The organism is Amycolatopsis sp. VC5-11, from assembly GCF_037034185.1.
Classification (GTDB): domain Bacteria; phylum Actinomycetota; class Actinomycetes; order Mycobacteriales; family Pseudonocardiaceae; genus Amycolatopsis; species Amycolatopsis nivea.
Window position 1 is genome coordinate 399,274 of the sequence record NZ_JBAGKF010000005.1, and the last position, 16,302, is coordinate 415,575.

Consider the following 16,302-nt stretch of genomic DNA (forward strand, 5'->3'; position numbering starts at 1 on the left):
CTCGGCAAACACCCCTTGCCCGCCTGCCATGCGTGATGTATACATCTTGTCCATGAGCAGTGTACGACAGGCTGGGCGGGCCGGGTCCGCGCAGGACGTCACCTATCGGTTCCTCAAGCAGCGCATCGCCGAGCTGCCTCGCGACGGCGGGACGTTCCTCACTGAATCGGAGGTTGCCGAGGCGGCGGGGACGTCTCGGACGCCGGTGCGGGAGGCTCTGCTGCGGCTCGAGGCCGAGGGGTTCCTCGAGATCGTGCCGAAGAAGGGTGCGTTCGTGCCGCCGATCTCCGACGCGGAGGTGCGGGCGGTGATGGAGGCGCGCGAGCTGGTCGAGGACTGGTGCGTTCGCAAGCTCGCCGAGCGCGTCGACGAGACCTTTCTCGGCGAGCTGGACGACATTCTCGCGAAGCAGCGCGAGGTGGTGGACGAGCCGGTGCGGTTCATTGAGTTCGACCGCGCGTTTCACCGGGCGATCGTGCGGCGGGCCGGGAATCCGGTGCTCGCCGAGTTCTACGAATCGTTGCGGGAGCGGCAGGTCCGGATGGGGTTGCGCGCGGTCGCGGGCAGCGAGACCCGGGCGGGCACGGTGCTGGCTGAGCACGCGGCGATCGTCGAAGCGTTGCGCGGTGGCGAGCAGGAGGTGGCTGGGGAGGCGCTGGCGAAGCATCTCTCCAGCACGATGACGGCACTGCGAGTCGGGGAGCGGCTGTGAAGGTCGCGTTGGTGCAGCTCGTCAGTCCGCCGGACGAGACGGCGGCGGATCGCCGGGTGCGGGCTGGCCAGTTGGTGGAGTCCGCGCGCGGGGCTGATCTCGTGGTGTTGCCGGAGTTGTGGGCGGCCGGGTATTTCTCGTTTGACGCGTATCCGGACGAGGCGGAATCGCTTGACGGGCCGACGGTCGCGGCGGGGCGCGAGTGGGCGCGAAGCATTGGTGCGTATGTGCATGTGGGCAGTTTGGTTGAGCGGGATGCGGCCGGGCGGTTGTTCAATACCGCGGTGTTGCTCGCGCCGGACGGCACGATCGCGCATACCTATCGCAAGGTGCACGTCTTCGGATATGCCTCGCGTGAGGCGGAATTGCTTACGCCGGGCGAAACGCTCAGCGTCGCGGAAACGGGACTCGGGCCGATCGGGGCGACGACCTGTTACGACCTGAGGTTTCCCGAATTGTGGCGCGGGCTCGTGGATCGCGGCGCGAAGACGGTCGTGGTCCCGGCTGCGTGGCCGGCGGCGCGGCGCGAGCACTGGCGGATGTTCACGTCGTGCCGGGCGGTGGAGGAGCAGGTCCTGGTGATCGCGGTCAACGCGGCCGGCACCCAGTACGGCGGCGTCGAGCTGGCGGGTACCAGCCGGATCGTCGATCCGTGGGGGACTGTGCTGGCCGAGGCGGGCACCGGCGAGGAAGTGCTGCGCTGCGAAATAGACCAATCCATTGTGGACACGGTCCGGGCGGAGTTCCCGGTGCTGGCCGATCGGCGGTGGCCGGTGTCCACAGCAGACTTTACGGGAGCGGGAGTATGAGCACGATTGCCCTGCACGTCGCGGGAACCGGGGAGGAACTGGCGTTCGCCCCGGCGCGGCTGGTGGTGGCCGGGTACACCGGGAGCGACGAGGCCGCGGTCGAGGAGCACATCGCGGAATTGGCGGCGATCGGGGTGCCGCGGCCGGAATCGGTGCCTGCGTTCTACCACCTGGACACGGGATTGCTGACGACGGAGCCGGTGGTCGGGGTGAGCGCGCCGGGGACGTCCGGCGAGGTCGAACCGGTGCTGCTCCGGCACCAGGGGCGGTATTTCCTCGGGGTCGGGTCCGATCACACCGACCGCGACCTCGAGCGGGACGGGGTGGCACTGTCCAAAGCGGCCTGTCCGAAGCCGCTCGGGGAGGTGGTCGCCGAGCTCGGGACCGAAGTGTCCATTCCGGACTGGGACCACGTCGTCGCGGACTCCAGTGTGGACGGATGTCCGTACCAGAAGGGGGAACTGGCCGCGCTGCGGCATCCGGCGGATCTGCTGGACCGGCTCGGTCCGGTCGAGGGCGATTTCGCGCTGTACTGCGGCACTTTGCCGTTGCTCGGCGGCGAATTCACCTACGGCGCGTACTGGCGCGTCCACTTGGAACTGCCCGGCGGCCCGACCCTGACCCACGCGTACGAAACGAAACAGAGGAGCGAGTGATGCGCAGCGGAGCCGACTATCTGGCCGCACTGAAAGGCCCCCGGCGGATCTACCTCGACGGCGCGCCGGTCGAGGACGTCGCCCACCACCCGGCGTTCGCGCCGATCGCGAAGACCATCGCGGAACTCTTCGACCTCGCGGCCGACCCGGAATCCGGCATCTCGGTCACCGACCCGGCGTCCGGGTCCACAGTGAACCGTCTGTTCACGCCGCCACGCAGCCGGGAAGACCTCAAGGCGTACCGCGAAGCGGCGACCACCTGGGCGCGGCACACGCACGGCTGGGTCGGCCGCAGCCCGGACCACGTGGGCGCGTTCGTCGCGGCGTTTTCCGCGCATCCGGAAGCGTTTTCGCAAGGGGAGCACGACTTTTCGGCCAACATCGCCGCGTACCACAAGCGCGTGCTGGAAGAGAATCTGTACGTTTCGTATGCGATCATTCCGCCGCAGGTTTCGCGGGCGACGACCGCGCACGCCTGGGAAGGCGACCTGATCCAGGCGGGAGTCGCGGAGGAGCGCGAGGACGGCATCGTGATCCGCGGTGCGCAGATGCTCGCGACCGGCGGCGCGGTGGCCGACGAGATCTTCGTGTCTTGCATCAAACCGCTCGGACCGGAGGACGCTGACTTCGCGCTCGGATTCGCGGTTCCCGTTGACGCAGAAGGACTTAAGCTCTACTGCCGCCGTCCGTACGCGCCGGCCGCCACGAGTGAATACGACTATCCGCTCACCTCGCGTTACGACGAAACCGACGCGCTGGTCGTCTTCGACGACGTCTTCATTCCGTGGGACCGAGTGTTCGTCTACCGCGATGTCGCGGGATTGCGGCGGCAGTTCTTCGACACCGGCGCGCACGTGTTCGGGAACTGGCAGGCGCAGATCCGGTTCATGGTGAAGACGCAGTTCATCGCCGGGCTCGCGCGCAAGGTCGCAGCGGTCAACGGGGTCGACAAATTCCCCGGCGTGGTCGAGAAGCTTGGGGAGCTGGCTAGCCTCGCGTCCATTGTGGAATCGGCGGTGCTGGCAGCGGAGTACACCGCGGAGCCGGACGAGAACGGCATGTGGCGCCCCGGTTCTCGCGCGGTGTACGGCGCGATGGGGCTGCAGGCCGAGTTGTACCCGCGGCTGCTGGCGATCCTGCGCGACCTGGTCGGCGGCGGCGTGCTGCAGGTGCCCTCCAGCGTCGCGGACCTGACGAACCCGGAGACCCGCGCCGATATCGACAAATACATTTACAGCCCGTCCGCGCCCGCCGAGGAGCGGGTGAAGCTGTTCAAGCTCGCCTGGGACGTCGTCGGCAGCGAATTCGCCGGCCGCCACCACCAGTACGAGATGTTCTACGCGGGCGCGCCGTTCGTGGTGAAGGGCTACGCCTTCCGCAATTACGGCTTCGACGGCGCGCTCGGCGACATCGACGCCTTCCTGTCCAGCTACGACCTCGACGGAGCGATCACCCGATGAGCAAACCGGAACACGAATTCTTCCCGGTGACCGACGTCGCCTTCACGGTGTGCCCGGGCGACGACCCGAAGATCACCGAGCGGATTCTCGCGAAGGACCCGGAAACCGGTGTGGCGACGCGGATCCTGCGGTACGAACCGGGTGCCGATTCGACGCCGATGGGCGTGCAGAAACACGATTTCTGGGAGGAGGTCTACATTCTCGAGGGCTCGTTCACCGACCTCACGCTCGGCCGGACGTTCACCGCGGGGATGTACGCCTGCCGTCCGCCGGGCATGCCGCACGGCCCGTGGCGGACCGACGAGGGGGTCGTCACGTTCGAGGTCCGCTACCCCGCCTGAGCCCGCTCGGGGGCGGCGGTCACCGGACTGCCGCTCCCTTCGCAAGGAGAACGCCATGATCACTTCCTCGGCCGAGGTCGACCCGATGACGATGCGCCGCACGATGGGGCGTTTCGCGACCGGCGTCGCGGTGGTCACCACCCGGGCGGCGGGGGTGCCGCACGGGATGACCGTCAACTCGCTGACGTCGGTTTCGCTCGACCCGCCGCTGCTGCTGGTGTGCCTGACGACCGGCGCGCGCAGCACCGACGCGGTCGTCGAGGCGGGCCGGTTCGCGGTCAACATCCTGTCCGCGCGGCAGGAACAGCTCGCGCTCCGCTTCGCCCGCCGCGGCGAGGACCACTTCGCCGGGCTGGAGGTGACCGAGGGCCGCCACCGCGTGCCGGTGATCCCGGACGCCTTCGCGCACCTCGAATGCGACGTCGAACGGCATCTGGTCGCCGGCGACCACGTGGTCGTGTTCGGGCACGTGCGCAGCGTGTGCGAGCGCGACGGCGACCCGCTGGCGTTCCACGGGGGCCGGTTCGCCGACGTCGCCGACCGGGCCAACGAGCCCGTGCACTGGTTCTTCTGAGGCAGTTCCCAGGGGGGGAGCACGCCTCGGTGGCTGCGCCAACAGCCACCGAGGCTTCCGGCATCAGCACTTCATCCGCGTCACGGACCCTCCGACCACAGGAGCCGAAATGGCCGATACCTCTCGCGAACGTAACAGAAAACGCCCGCACACGCGGCTGGGGGTGGTGGCGGCGTCGAGTCTCGCCGGCACCGCCGTCGAATGGTACGACTTCTTTCTGTACGGCACCGCGTCCACTTTGGTCTTCAACAAACTGTATTTCCCTTCGCACGACCCGTTGGTCGGCACGGTGCTGGCTTTCGCCACCTATGCCGTCGGATTCCTGGCCCGTCCGCTGGGCGCGGTCGTGCTCGGCCACCTCGGCGACCGCAAGGGACGACGTTCGACGCTCATCGCCAGTTTGCTTTTGATGGGTGCTTCGACATTCTTGATCGCCCTGCTGCCCACGTACGAAGCAGTCGGTGTGCTGGCACCGTTACTGCTCGTGGTCTGTCGCCTGGTGCAAGGATTCGCGCTCGGCGGCGAATGGGGCGGGGCCGTGCTGCTGGTGTCCGAACACGGCGATAGTGCGCGTCGCGCGTTCTGGTCTTCGTGGCCGAATGTCGGGCCGCCGCTGGGGAATCTGCTCGCCGCCGGTGTGCTGGCGGTGCTCGGAGCGGTGATGCCTTCGGCGCAGTTCCTTTCTTGGGGCTGGCGGATCGCGTTCGGCTTGTCCGCGGTGCTGGTCTTGATCGGGTTGTGGCTGCGGCTTTATGTCGCGGAAACTCCGTTGTTCAAGGAAGCGCCGAAGCCGAAGGGGCTGCCCGCCGGTGTGGTGGTCCGCAAGCATTGGCGCAGTGTTCTGCTCGCCGCGGCAACGCGTTTCGGGGAGAATGCCGGGTTCTATCTGTTCTCGTTGTTCGTGATCACTTATGTCACGACTGTGCTCAAAATGGACAGTTCGCTCGGATTGACGGCGGTGCTCGTCGGGCAGGCTTGTGCGGTGGTGACGATTCCGCTGTTCGCCCTGCTGGCCGACCGGATCGGACGACGGCCGATCTACGTGGTCGCCTCGGTGGCGACGATCGTGTGGGCGTTCGTGTTCTTCGCACTGGTCGATACGCGCAGTCCCGGACTGATCACGATCGCGGTGGCAGGCGGGTTGCTGATCTTCGCCGCGTACAGCTCGGTGATCGGCGCGTTCTTCGCGGAATTGTTCCCGACGGAGGTGCGGTATTCCGGGGTTTCGCTGGCGTACAACCTGGCGTCGGTGCTGGCTGGTTCGCTCGCGCCGATCATCGCGATCGGGTTGTATGCGAAGTTCGGCACCGGATATGCGATCGGGGTCTATCTGGCGGTGATGGGCTTGATTTCGTTGGTGGCCTCGTTGCTGGCGAAGGAGACGAAGTCGGTCGATCTTGGTTCGGTGGCCGGGAAGACGGAGGAGGAAGTCCGTGCATCCGTTGACTGAGCACTCCGGGCGGTTTTGAGGTCCGTGAAGGACTCCTTGCGGGAATCAGATTCCCCCAAGGAGTCCTTTACGGCTTTTCCACGAGCCGGTAGCTGGCCCCGTGCCGCACCAGGTGGCCGCCGGTGGGCGGGGTGAAGTGTGTGCCCAGTACGAGCGCGCGCGAATCGACCAGTTCGGCGAGCAGGCGGCGGCGGGTTTTCTCGGATTCCGCCGGGTCGATGTCCACCGACGCGCCGATCTCCGGGTGCGCGAACTGCACCGGATGGTGTACCGCGTCCCCGGTGATGAGCGCGGTCTCGCCGGCACTGCGCAGTTCGATCGAGACGTGCCCCGGCGTGTGGCCGGGCGTCGGCAGCAACCGCACGCCGGACACGATTTCCACCCCGTCCGCCGGGACGTCGACCAGGTCCAGCAGACCCGCGCGTTCCACCGGCAGCACGGAATCCTCGAACATCTGCCGCCGCGGTTCGTACATCGCGTAGCCCGCCCAGAACTCCCGCTCGGCGCGGGCGGTGACGTGCCGGGCGGAGGGGAACGTCGGCACCCACTCGCCGTCCTGCTCGCGGGTGTTCCAGCCGACGTGGTCGGCGTGCAGGTGGGTGAGCAGCACCAGGTCCACCTCGTCCGGCGCGAACCCGGCGGCTGCCAGCGCGTCCAGGTATCCGGTGTCGAGACCGTGCCACGCAGGGTTGGCGCGGGTCTTCCCGTTGCCGATCCCGGTGTCCACGAGGATTTTCATCCCCTCCTTCTCGAACGCGAAACTGTGGCTGTGCAAGCGGATCGAGCCGCCGTCGGCGAAGTCCGGCCGCAGCCAGTCCTCGCCCGAGACGACTTCCGCGGTCGCGCCGGGGAGCAGCCAGGGGCCGGTCGCGGCGGGGAATTCGATCTCGTCGATCCGGTGGACAGCGATCTCGCCGACGGTCCAGGACATGGGCAACGCCTCCTTAACGCAACATGTTTGCGTTAAGCCACGGTAGTCGCTACTGTCGCTTAACGCAAACGTTTAGCTTTTAGGAGTCCTTGTGTCCGACCTGACCCCCGAGGAGGCGGCGAGCCTGGCCGCCCGAGCCGGGTTGCCGCTGGCTGCCGCCCGGCATTCCGACGTCGCCGCCGTCGCCAACCACATCCACTCCGTGGTGACTGTCCTGCGCGACCTGGATTTCGGCGACACCCCGCCGGCTTCCCTCTATCGCGCGGAGGAGAGCCATGTCGCTCGCTGACCTCACCCTCGCCGAAACCTCCGCCGCGATCCGGGACCGGCGGGTGTCGCCGACGGAGCTGGTCGAAGATGTCCTGGCGCGCATCGACGAGGTAGAACCCCGCCTGCACGCGTACGTCTCGGTGGACGCCGATCGGGCTCGTGCGGAAGCTACGGAACTCGGCGACCTCCGCGGCCCGCTCCACGGCATCCCCATGGGGTTGAAGGACCTGATCGACGTCGCCGGAACCGCGACCACCGCCAGTTCCCAAGTCCGCGCCGGGCATCGCGCCGAGCGCGACAGCACTGTCGCGGCCCAGCTCAAGGCCGCCGGAACGGTCCTCCTCGGCAAAACCCACACGCACGAATTCGCTTACGGCCTCACGACTCCGCAGACGCACAACGCGCGCAACCCGTCCCGCGTCGCCGGAGGATCCAGCGGCGGTTCGGCAGTAGCGGTCGCCGCAGGTGCCGCGACCTTCGCCCTCGGCACCGACACCGGCGGTTCGATCCGGGTCCCCGCCGCGCTGAACGGAGTCGTCGGCCTCAAACCGACTTACGGGCTCATCCCGCGGAACGGCGTGACGTCGGTGTCCTGGTCGCTGGACCATGTCGGCCCGATCACCCGTACCGTCGAGGACGCCGCGCTGGTCCTGTCCGTCCTCATTGGACAGTCATTCTCCCTTGACGAAGATCTGACCGGGCTCCGCGTCGGGGTGCCGGGCAACTACTACTTCGACCACCTCGACCCGGCCGTGGAAACCGCCGTCCGCGAGGCGATCGACCACCTCGCCGAACTGGGCGCGAAGCTGGTCGACGTCGAAATCCCGATGACTCGCTACCTCCAGGCGACGCACTGGGGCTTGATGGTTCCCGAGGCCACGGCGTATCACGAACGAAGCATCCGCAGCGTGCCCGACCAGTACACCGCGGACGTCCGCGTGCTGCTCGAAGCCGGCGAGCTCATGAGTGCGGGGGACTACCTGCGTGCCCAACGCGCCCGCACCCTCATGCGCCAGGAATGGGCGCGGCTGTTCGACAAGATCGACGTTCTCGCCGCGCCGACCGTCCCGACCACCGCCGTTCCCGCCGGACAAGAGACCGTCACCTGGTCGGACGGGAGTGTCGAAACAATCTCGGACGCGTACATCCGGCTCTCGGCCCCGGCGAACATCACCGGCGTGCCCGCCTTGACGCTCCCGATCGGCGACGATCCCGACGGGATGCCGATCGGGCTGCAACTCCTTGCCCGGCCGCGCGGCGAGTCCGTGCTGCTGCGGACCGGACACGCACTGGAACGGGCGCGGCTTACAGTGGCACGGTGAGCCAGAAGCGGATGGTGCGCCCGGGCGGGCGCAGTGCGCGAGTCCAGGAATCGGTGCACGCCGCCGTCCGCGACCTGATCGCCGAATCGGGCCGGGACGCGCTGACCGTGCCGCAGGTCGCCGCCCGCGCGGGCGTCACGCCGTCGACGATCTACCGGCGCTGGGGCGACCTGCAGGAACTCCTGTCGGACGTCGCGGTCGAGCGGCTGCGCCCGGAAGCCCCGCCGGAGGACCACGGTTCGCTGGCGGAGGACCTGACGGCGTGGACCGAACTGTTCCTGGACGAAATGTCCTCGCCGGCGGGCCGCGCCTACATCCGCGACGCGCTGCTCGGCGATCCGGACGGCAGCAACGCCGGACAGTGCTCGGCGTACGCCGTCGACCAGGTGGAAGTGGTCCTGGCCAGGGCGGTGGCCCGGGGCGAGGCCGCACCGGCGGCGGAGACGGTGATGGACCGGGTGGTCGCCCCGATCATCTACCGAATCCTGTTCCGCCCGGACGGCCTCGACGCGGCGTACGCGCGCCGGTTGGCGGCTGAGGTGCTGGCTTAGAACCAGTGCACGCAGTGGGGTGCGCGGTCGGATCGGAACAGCGCGTCCGCCGCCCCGGCCGCGTCTCCGTGGTGCGCCTGAACATGCCCAGCCCGCACCAGCACACTAGGCAAGGTCCCGCCGGGGCAGATCGCTCTCGCCCAGCGACAGGTCCGGCGCGGGGGTCGTCCGGACGGCCTCGACGCGGCGTACGCGCGCCGGTTGGCGGCGGAGGTGCTGGTTTAGAACCAGTGCACGCAGTGGGGTGCGCGATCTGACCGGAACAGCGCGTCCGCCGCCCTGGCCGCTTCTCCGTGGTGCGCCTGAACATGCCCGGCCCGGATGAGCACACTAGGCAAGGTCCCGCCGAGATAAATCGACCCGAGATCGCTCACATCCAGCGACAAGTCCGGCGCGAGCTCCGTCCGCACGCACTCCGCCTTCCCGTCGCGCACCGTGAGCCGGTACCGGCCGCTCTCCGCCAGGAACGGATCAGTCACGTCGAGGACCAGCGACCCGTCCGTGAACCAACCACGGCTGGTCAGGGCGCGCGGGACGTCCAGCAAACGCACCCAGAGCCAGTCCGTCGTGGTGGGCTCGCCCGCGCGCAGGTCCGCCAGCTGCCAGCGCAGCGGGTTTCCCGGCGGGAGGTGCCGGAAGTCGATCTTCTTCACCAGATCGTGCCCCAGCAGGTACTGCGTGAGCGAGGTGAAAGCCGCGTCATCGACGGCGATGACCTCGTCGACGGTCAGGACGGCGTCGTTGACCAGGTAGCTCGCGTACCCGTCGGCAGTGCCGTCCGCATCGCGGTGCACGGCGAGGTACCGCGGCTCCGGGCCGGTCGGCGGGTGTCCCGCGCCCAGCGCCCACCAGCGAGGCGGTCGCGACAACGCGCCGGGCTGGGTGCGGCGGTAGCGGTCGTAGATCTCTTCCAGCAGCTCACCGCAGTCGACGCGCCGGAGCAGCTCGACGGAGCCGGTCGCGACCGCCGTACCGCCGCGTGGGGTGCCGAAACCGGAGCGGTGCCGTTCGACGGTCATCTGTTCCGTGTAGGTCGCCGGTCCGTAGCCGAATCGCCGGTAGATCACCGCTTCGGAGCAGAGCAGGACCGACAGGAACTCCCCGCGGGCGCGGACGTCGGCGAGATGTTCCTGCATCATCGCGCGGAGCACGCCCTGCCGCCGGTGCGTCGGCAGCACACCGACGGCGGTCACGCCGGCGGCGGAGGCGAGCACGTCGCCCGGAAGCGTGAGGTCGAACGAGTACGCGCCGGTGGTGCCGACCGGTTTCCCGTCCGGCGCGTGCGCGATCAAGCTCCGTTCGCTCTCGAAAGCGCCCAGGATCCCGCTGCCCGCCGAGTCGGGCCAGTACCGGCCGAACGCGGCCTGGACGGTGCTGAAGAAGAGGTCGTAGTCGTTGTTGCGCCGGATTTCCATCGCAGGAGGCCCCCAGGAGCTGACGGTGTCTCCCCGTATCCCAGTCGTGCTCCCGGGGGCAGGCAAGCGAATTACGCCTTAAGGGCTCCCGGCTGGACGCGCGCCTGGAATTTCTGCAGCAATGAAGCCGCGACGCTCACCGCGATCACCGCCGGTTCCTTCCCGGTCAGGTCCGGAAGCCCGATCGGCGTCGTGATCCGGGACAGCGCCGCCTCGTCGTGCCCGAGGTCGGTCAGCCGTTTCCGGAACCGCGACCACTTCCCGGCGGATCCGATCAGCCCGATCGACCCGCAGGTGCCGCTGCGCAGAGCCGCGTCGCACAGCGCGATGTCCTCGGCGTGGTCGTGCGTCATGATCAGCACGTGCGTGCCCGCGGGCAGCTCCGACAGCACCGTTTCCGGCAGCAGCGGGACCTGGTGGACGTGCACGCTGGCCACGGCGTCGTCGAGCACCGCCAGCCGTTCCGCAGTGAGCTGCGCGGGTCGGCTGTCGATCAGGTGCAGCGAAACCTCGTGCCGGGCGAGCACCCGCGCCAGTTCGAGACCGACGTGCCCTACCCCGAAGACCGCCACCGCCGGACGCACCGGAAGCGGCTCGAACAACAGCGTCATCGTCCCTCCGCAGCATTGCACGCCGTGCTGGTAAGGAGCCTTGTCGGACAACGAAAGCGTTTGCAGCACCGGCGCGGTCGCGTTGTCCCGCAGCAGCTCCCGGGCCCGCTCGATCGCGACCGCCTCGGCGTTGCCGCCGCCGATCGTGCCGTGCGTTTCCGACGAGCCGACCACCATTTTCGCGCCGCCCTCGCGCGGGGTGTGCCCGCGCGAGGACGTCACGGTGACGAGCACGCCCGCCAGCCCCGCGTCCCGCAGGTGCTGGACCGCGCTGAGCCAGTTCACGGCTGGCCCACCAGATCCGGTACCTGCTCCTCGACCACCGGAGCAGCGGTGACGGCACGGTCGATCGCCCAGAACACGGCCTCCGGTGTCGCCGGCGAAGCGAGATCGACGCTGTGCCCGGGCTCGCCGAACGCGGAGACCGCCTGCCGCAACGCTTCCCGCACCGCGAAGGCCAGCATCAACGGCGGTTCGCCGACCGCCTTCGAGCCGTAGACCGCGCCTTCTTCGGCGGCGTCGGTCAGCAGCGTGACGTTGAAGACCTCCGGCATCTCCGAAAAACTCGGCAGCTTGTACGTGCTCGCCGCCTGGGTCGCGAGCCGTCCGCGAGAGGGCCGGTCGGACTCGTCCCAGCGCAGGTCTTCCAAAGTCAGCCAGCCCATGCCCTGCACGAACCCGCCCTCGATCTGGCCGATGTCGATCAGCGGGGACAGGCTGTCGCCGACGTCGTGCACGATGTCGACCCGCCGCGTCCGGTACGCGCCGGTGAAGTCGTCCACCTCGACCTCGGCCAGCGCCGCGCCGTAGGCGAAGTACTTGAACGGGGTGCCGCTCATCGTCGCGGAATCCCAGCTCAGGCCCTCGGTCCGGTAGTACCCGGCCGCCGACAGGTGCACCCGGTCGAAGTAGGCCGCGTGGACGAGTTCGTCCCAGCCGATCTCCTCGCCGGAAGGGGTGCGCGCGGCGCCGCGGACGATCCGGACGTCGCTTTCGGGCACGCCGAGCTTGCCCGCCGCGACGGTGAGCAGCCGGTCGCGGATCTGCTCGCAGGCGTTCTTGACCGCGCCGCCGTTGAGGTCCGCGCCCGAACTCGCCGCGGTGGCCGAGGTGTTCGGCACCTTGTCCGTCCGGGTCGGGGCGAGGCGCACCTTCTCCGGCGGCACGCCCAGCGCGGTCGCGGCCACCTGCAGCATCTTCGTGTGCAGGCCCTGGCCCATTTCGGTGCCGCCGTGGTTGATCAGCACCGAGCCGTCCTTGTAGACGTGCACCAGCGCGCCGGCCTGGTTGAACGCGGTGAGGTTGAACGAAATCCCGAACTTCACCGGCGTGATCGCGAGGCCGCGCTTGGAATGCGCGTGCTTCGCGTTGTACGCCGCGATCTCGGCCTGCCGCTTTTCGGCGTCGCCCGAGTCCAGCAGCTGCTGCCAGATCCGGTGGATGCGTTCCGGGTGCCGCACCGGCATGCCGTACGGCGTCTCCTGGCCTTCGGAGTAGAAGTTGCGCCGCCGCAATTCAGCCGGGTCGATGCCGAGCAGCGGTGCGCAGCGGCCGAGGATGTCCTCGATCACCAACATGCCCTGCGGCCCGCCGAATCCGCGGAACGCGGTCTGCGACGTCTTGTTCGTTTTCGCGATCCGCCCCAGCGCGCGGACGTGCGGGATCCAGTACGCGTTGTCGACGTGGCACAGCGCGCGGGCGAGCACTGGCTCGGACAGGTCGAGGCTCCAGCCGCCGTCCGCGGTCAGCACGACGTCCAGCGCCTGCAGTTTGCCGTCGGAGTCGAAGCCGACGCTCCATTCGGCGCGGAAACCGTGCCGTTTGCCGGTCATCGTCATGTCCTGGGTGCGGGTGAGCCGCAGCCGCACCGGACGTCCGGTGAGCGTCGCGCCGAGCGCGGCGACGGCGGCGTACCCGTGCGGCTGCCATTCCTTGCCGCCGAACCCGCCGCCCATCCGCAGGCTTTGCACGGTGACCTCGTGGCTGTGCTTGCCCAGCACGTGCGCCACGATGTCCTGCGTTTCCGACGGATGCTGCGTGCTGCTCTGCACGAAAACCTGGTCGGATTCGTCGAGGTGCGCCAGCGCGCACTGGGTTTCCAGGTAGAAGTGCTCCTGTCCGGCGAAGTCGAATTCGCCGCGGAAAACGTCCGCTGAACTGGCCATCGCCGGGTCGACGTCGCCACGCGCCACCACTCGCGGCTCGCCCTGGAAACTGCCCGCGGCGATCGCGTCGGCGACGGTCACCAGCGACGGCAGCGCTTCGGTGTCCACCTCGACGGCCGCCGCGCCCAGCCGCGCCGCTTCCAGCGTCTCGCCGAGCACCCAGGCCACCGCGTGGCCGTAGAACATGACCTCGGACGGGAACAGCGGTTCGTCGTGGTGCACGCCGGAATCGTTGACGCCAGGGACATCCGCCGCGGTGAGGACGCGGACCACGCCGGGTACGGCTTCCGCTGCCCCGGTGCGGATCGCGAGCACCTTCGCGTGCGCCTCAGGTACCTGTACGGGGTATGCGTGCAGGACGTCTTTCGTGCGGGCGACGAGGTCGTCGGTGTACAGCGCGGTGCCCCGGACGTGCGCGGCGGCGGCTTCGTGCGGACGGGCGATCCCGATGGACGGGCTTTCCGGGCGTTCAGAAAGTGCGCTCATGCTCGTGCTCCCTCAAGAGAGTCGGCGTGAAGTTTCAGCAGGCTGCGGCCCAGCGTCGCGGCGCGGTAGGCGGCACTCGCGCGATGGTCGTCCATCGGCGTGCCCTCGCCGCGCAGGATTTCCGCTGCGGCGCGGACGGTTTCCTCGTTCCAGGACTGTCCGACGAGTGCCGCTTCGGTGTCTTTGGCGCGAATCGGCGTCGCGGCGACCCCGCCAAGGCCGATCTGGGCGGTGCGCACGAGACCGTCCTCGATGTCGAGCGCGAACGCGACGGCGACGCTGGAGATGTCGTCGAACCGCCGCTTGGCGACCTTGTGGAACGCGGTGGTCCCGGCCAGTGGCAAGGGAATCCGCACGGATCGGATCAGTTCGTCTTGCCGTCGCACACTTTGCCGGTATCCGGTGAAATACTCGTCGAGCGGCACTTCGCGCTCTCCGTCCACAGAGGACAACACGACGCTTGCGCCCAGGGCGAGCAACACCGGTGCGGAGTCGCCGATGGGCGAACCGGTGCCGAGGTTTCCGCCGAGTGTCGCGGTGTTCCGGATCAGCCGCGACGCGAACTGCGGAATCAGCTGGCTCAGCAACGGCACCCGGCCGTCGAGGCGGCGGTCCATTTCGGTGAGGCTCAGCCCGGCCCCGATTTCGATGGTGTCCGCGCCGATGTTCAGCACCTGCAGTTCCGGCACGCGGTCGATGGCGACGACGAAGTCCGCCCGGACGCCGCGGATGTTCACCTCGACGCCCCAGTCCGTCGACCCGGCCACGAAAGTCGCGTTAGGACGGTCGTGGCGCAGTTGCAGCGCTTCGCTCCAGCTGGCCGGGCGGAGGTAATCCCGTCCGTCGTCGTGCAGTCGCGTCGCAACGGGTTCCGGCGCGCGGCAGGTGCGGCGCTGTGCCAGCGGATCCTCGGCCGGGGGAGCGCCGAGCGCGTGCGCGGCGTCGCGGATCGGCCGGTATCCGGTGCAGCGGCAGAGGTTTCCGCTCAGCGCGTGGATGTCGAAGCCGTTCGGCGCGTGCTCGTCGCCGGTCGCGGCGCGGTCGCCGCGGTAGTACTCAGCGGCCATGCTGCAGACGAACCCGGGAGTGCAGTAACCGCACTGGGATCCGCCGCGCACGGCCATTTCGTGCTGCACCGGGTGCAAGTCCTCAGTGGACCCGAGACCCTCGGCCGTCCACACTTCCTGCCCGTCCAGCGATCCGACCGGGGCGAGGCACGCGTTGATCGCGACCAGGTCCGTCGGGGATTCGACGCCGGGCCGCGCGACCAGGATCGCGCACGCGCCGCATTCGCCTTCGGCGCAGCCCTCCTTGCAACTGGTCAGGCCCTGTCCGCGGAGCCAGTCCAGTGCCGTGGTGTGCACGGGAACGGCGCCGATCGCGGTGCGTTTCCCGTTGACGGTCACCTCGGGGTCGACCATCGGAGTTCCTCTCGTCTTTTCTCGGCTGGGGCCACGGCCGCCGACGCGCCGGGTCGGCGCAGGTCAGGGGACCGTGGGAGGAGCGGCAACGGGAAAGCGATCCCGTGCGCGGAGCGTGACCGAGCGGAGACCGCTCAGCGCCGCGTTGGCCAGCCGTGCGCGACGCGCCCCTTGTTCCAAGCGGACTGGCGCGTGCGCTGACGGAGGTCGGCGAGCTGTCCGGAAGTCAGAAGCACGCGCACCTCCTCGAGAGCGAACGGAACGGACGGTGCGGGCGCACCGCCGTCGACGAAGCGTAACGCCGGTCTCAGCCCGAGACAAGGGCCGGGGTCGCCCGGAAGGAGACCCAGCACACACTTCCAAATACCCCCATGGGGTATAAAGTTCGTGCCGTCGAGAACGAGCGAAGGAGAGTCCGATGAATGTCAACGGCACCGCACTTTCGGCAGGCGAGGTCCAGCTCGGCGCAGTGCGCGCCCCGGTTCGAGCGGGGGAGGACGGCGAGCTTTCGTTCACCGTCGCCACTGCCGGCGGAAAACCGGTAACCAAGTACGAGGAGGCGCACGGCAAGCAGTTGCACCTGATCGTGGTCCGCAGCGACGGCGCGCATTTCCGGCACCGTCATCCGGTGCTCGACCCGGAAACCGGAGTCTGGACGATCCCGTGGACGTGGGACGCGGCAGGCACCTACCGCGTCTTCACCGACCTGACCCCGGCGGGCGGCGAGAGCGTGACGCTGTCGCGGACGGTCGAGGTCGCCGGTGACTACCAGCCGCTGGCGGCGGAACCGATCGCGGTGAGCGAGGTCGACGGCTACGAGGTGACTCTCGAAGGCGCGCTAGCAGCTGGCAGCGGAACGATGCTGACCGCGCGGGTGACCCGCGACGGACAGCCGGTCACCGATCTGGAGCCGTACCTGGGGGCGTTCGGGCACCTGGTCGCGCTGCGTCAGGGCGACCTCGCCTACCTGCACATCCACGCGCTCGACGACGGGAAACCCGGCCCGGACATCCGGTTCCACGCCGAGGCCCCGACGACCGGTCGCTACCTGCTGTACCTCGACTTCCAGGCCGAGGGCGTCGTGCGCACCGCCGCCTTCGTCCTCGACGCCGCCTGAGCAGCCGCATG

At 69.0% G+C, this 16,302-nt stretch carries 16 protein-coding genes; 11 read left to right on the top strand and 5 right to left on the bottom strand.

The features are described from left to right. Positions 1-52: 52 nt before the first annotated feature. The 7 genes from WA670_RS19055 to WA670_RS19085 all read left to right on the top strand — a co-directional run bounded on the left by WA670_RS19055 (position 53) and on the right by WA670_RS19085 (position 6,002). Positions 53-712, top strand: coding sequence for a GntR family transcriptional regulator (locus WA670_RS19055; protein ID WP_336158395.1), 660 nt, complete (start codon positions 53-55; stop codon positions 710-712). Then, positions 709-1,521, top strand: a complete 813-nt coding sequence (locus tag WA670_RS19060; protein WP_336158396.1) for a carbon-nitrogen family hydrolase — start codon at positions 709-711, stop codon at positions 1,519-1,521. Before WA670_RS19055 ends, WA670_RS19060 begins: the two co-directional genes overlap by 4 nt. Beyond that, positions 1,518-2,177, top strand: coding sequence for a DUF2848 family protein (locus WA670_RS19065; RefSeq protein WP_336158397.1), 660 nt, complete (start codon positions 1,518-1,520; stop codon positions 2,175-2,177). The genes WA670_RS19060 and WA670_RS19065 overlap by 4 nt, the downstream gene beginning before the upstream one ends. Then, complete coding sequence (locus WA670_RS19070; RefSeq protein WP_336158398.1) at positions 2,177-3,637, top strand: 4-hydroxyphenylacetate 3-hydroxylase family protein; 1,461 nt, start codon at positions 2,177-2,179, stop codon at positions 3,635-3,637. The genes WA670_RS19065 and WA670_RS19070 overlap by 1 nt, the downstream gene beginning before the upstream one ends. Continuing rightward, positions 3,634-3,978, top strand: coding sequence for a cupin domain-containing protein (locus WA670_RS19075; protein ID WP_043840232.1), 345 nt, complete (start codon positions 3,634-3,636; stop codon positions 3,976-3,978). Before WA670_RS19070 ends, WA670_RS19075 begins: the two co-directional genes overlap by 4 nt. A gap of 55 nt (positions 3,979-4,033) precedes the next feature. Next, positions 4,034-4,552 (top strand): flavin reductase family protein, encoded by a 519-nt coding sequence (locus WA670_RS19080; protein WP_037814847.1) that lies wholly within the window; start codon positions 4,034-4,036, stop codon positions 4,550-4,552. Between the two features lie 109 nt (positions 4,553-4,661). Then, a complete protein-coding gene (locus tag WA670_RS19085) occupies positions 4,662-6,002 on the top strand; it encodes an MFS transporter (protein WP_336158399.1) in 1,341 nt (446 codons plus the stop codon). Positions 6,003-6,069: 67 nt separating this feature from the next. Here the strand turns inward: WA670_RS19085 and WA670_RS19090 are convergent, their stop codons facing one another. After that, positions 6,070-6,933, bottom strand: coding sequence for an MBL fold metallo-hydrolase (locus WA670_RS19090; RefSeq protein ID WP_336158400.1), 864 nt, complete (start codon positions 6,931-6,933; stop codon positions 6,070-6,072). A gap of 91 nt (positions 6,934-7,024) precedes the next feature. Between WA670_RS19090 and WA670_RS19095 the strand changes: the two genes are divergently transcribed. From WA670_RS19095 to WA670_RS19105, 3 genes are read left to right on the top strand one after another with little or no spacing between them, the layout of a single operon-like run. Then, positions 7,025-7,222, top strand: coding sequence for a hypothetical protein (locus WA670_RS19095; RefSeq protein WP_037814852.1), 198 nt, complete (start codon positions 7,025-7,027; stop codon positions 7,220-7,222). Continuing rightward, positions 7,209-8,525: an amidase gene (locus tag WA670_RS19100; RefSeq protein WP_037814855.1), complete on the top strand. Its 1,317-nt coding sequence runs from the start codon at positions 7,209-7,211 to the stop codon at positions 8,523-8,525. Before WA670_RS19095 ends, WA670_RS19100 begins: the two co-directional genes overlap by 14 nt. Beyond that, complete coding sequence (locus tag WA670_RS19105) at positions 8,522-9,076, top strand: TetR/AcrR family transcriptional regulator (RefSeq protein WP_336158401.1); 555 nt, start codon at positions 8,522-8,524, stop codon at positions 9,074-9,076. The genes WA670_RS19100 and WA670_RS19105 overlap by 4 nt, the downstream gene beginning before the upstream one ends. 221 nt (positions 9,077-9,297) lie before the next feature. Here WA670_RS19105 and WA670_RS19110 read toward each other — a convergent pair whose 3' ends face one another. From WA670_RS19110 to WA670_RS19125, 4 genes are all read right to left on the bottom strand, one after another. Next, positions 9,298-10,491: a GNAT family N-acetyltransferase gene (locus tag WA670_RS19110; RefSeq protein ID WP_336158402.1), complete on the bottom strand. Its 1,194-nt coding sequence runs from the start codon at positions 10,489-10,491 to the stop codon at positions 9,298-9,300. Positions 10,492-10,562: 71 nt separating this feature from the next. Further along, positions 10,563-11,387 carry a xanthine dehydrogenase accessory protein XdhC gene (gene xdhC / locus WA670_RS19115; RefSeq protein WP_336158403.1) on the bottom strand — a complete coding sequence of 275 codons (825 nt, stop codon included), beginning with the start codon at positions 11,385-11,387 and terminating at the stop codon, positions 10,563-10,565. Then, positions 11,384-13,753: a xanthine dehydrogenase molybdopterin binding subunit gene (gene xdhB / locus WA670_RS19120; protein WP_336158404.1), complete on the bottom strand. Its 2,370-nt coding sequence runs from the start codon at positions 13,751-13,753 to the stop codon at positions 11,384-11,386. Before xdhB ends, xdhC begins: the two co-directional genes overlap by 4 nt. Next, positions 13,750-15,174, bottom strand: coding sequence for a xanthine dehydrogenase small subunit (locus WA670_RS19125; protein ID WP_336158405.1), 1,425 nt, complete (start codon positions 15,172-15,174; stop codon positions 13,750-13,752). The genes xdhB and WA670_RS19125 overlap by 4 nt, the downstream gene beginning before the upstream one ends. Positions 15,175-15,592: 418 nt before the next feature. Here WA670_RS19125 and WA670_RS19130 point away from each other — a divergent pair, with 418 nt between their 5' ends. Then, the gene (locus tag WA670_RS19130) at positions 15,593-16,291 is read left to right on the top strand and encodes a hypothetical protein (RefSeq protein ID WP_336158406.1); all 699 of its coding nucleotides are present in this window, start codon (positions 15,593-15,595) and stop codon (positions 16,289-16,291) included. The last annotated feature ends 11 nt before the right edge of the window (positions 16,292-16,302 follow it).

Bases quoted from the DNA above. Each gene is read 5' to 3' on its own strand.
- WA670_RS19075 (WP_043840232.1), top strand. From the start codon at position 3,634: ATGAGCAAACCGGAACACGAATTCTTCCCGGTGACCGACGTCGCCTTC.
- WA670_RS19070 (WP_336158398.1), top strand. From the start codon at position 2,177: ATGCGCAGCGGAGCCGACTATCTGGCCGCACTGAAAGGCCCCCGGCGG.
- WA670_RS19130 (WP_336158406.1), top strand. From the start codon at position 15,593: ATGAATGTCAACGGCACCGCACTTTCGGCAGGCGAGGTCCAGCTCGGC.
- WA670_RS19055 (WP_336158395.1), top strand. From the start codon at position 53: ATGAGCAGTGTACGACAGGCTGGGCGGGCCGGGTCCGCGCAGGACGTC.
- WA670_RS19080 (WP_037814847.1), top strand. From the start codon at position 4,034: ATGATCACTTCCTCGGCCGAGGTCGACCCGATGACGATGCGCCGCACG.
- WA670_RS19065 (WP_336158397.1), top strand. From the start codon at position 1,518: ATGAGCACGATTGCCCTGCACGTCGCGGGAACCGGGGAGGAACTGGCG.
- WA670_RS19110 (WP_336158402.1), bottom strand. From the start codon at position 10,491: ATGGAAATCCGGCGCAACAACGACTACGACCTCTTCTTCAGCACCGTC.
- WA670_RS19085 (WP_336158399.1), top strand. From the start codon at position 4,662: ATGGCCGATACCTCTCGCGAACGTAACAGAAAACGCCCGCACACGCGG.
- WA670_RS19100 (WP_037814855.1), top strand. From the start codon at position 7,209: ATGTCGCTCGCTGACCTCACCCTCGCCGAAACCTCCGCCGCGATCCGG.
- WA670_RS19090 (WP_336158400.1), bottom strand. From the start codon at position 6,933: ATGTCCTGGACCGTCGGCGAGATCGCTGTCCACCGGATCGACGAGATC.
- WA670_RS19125 (WP_336158405.1), bottom strand. From the start codon at position 15,174: ATGGTCGACCCCGAGGTGACCGTCAACGGGAAACGCACCGCGATCGGC.
- xdhB (WP_336158404.1), bottom strand. From the start codon at position 13,753: ATGAGCGCACTTTCTGAACGCCCGGAAAGCCCGTCCATCGGGATCGCC.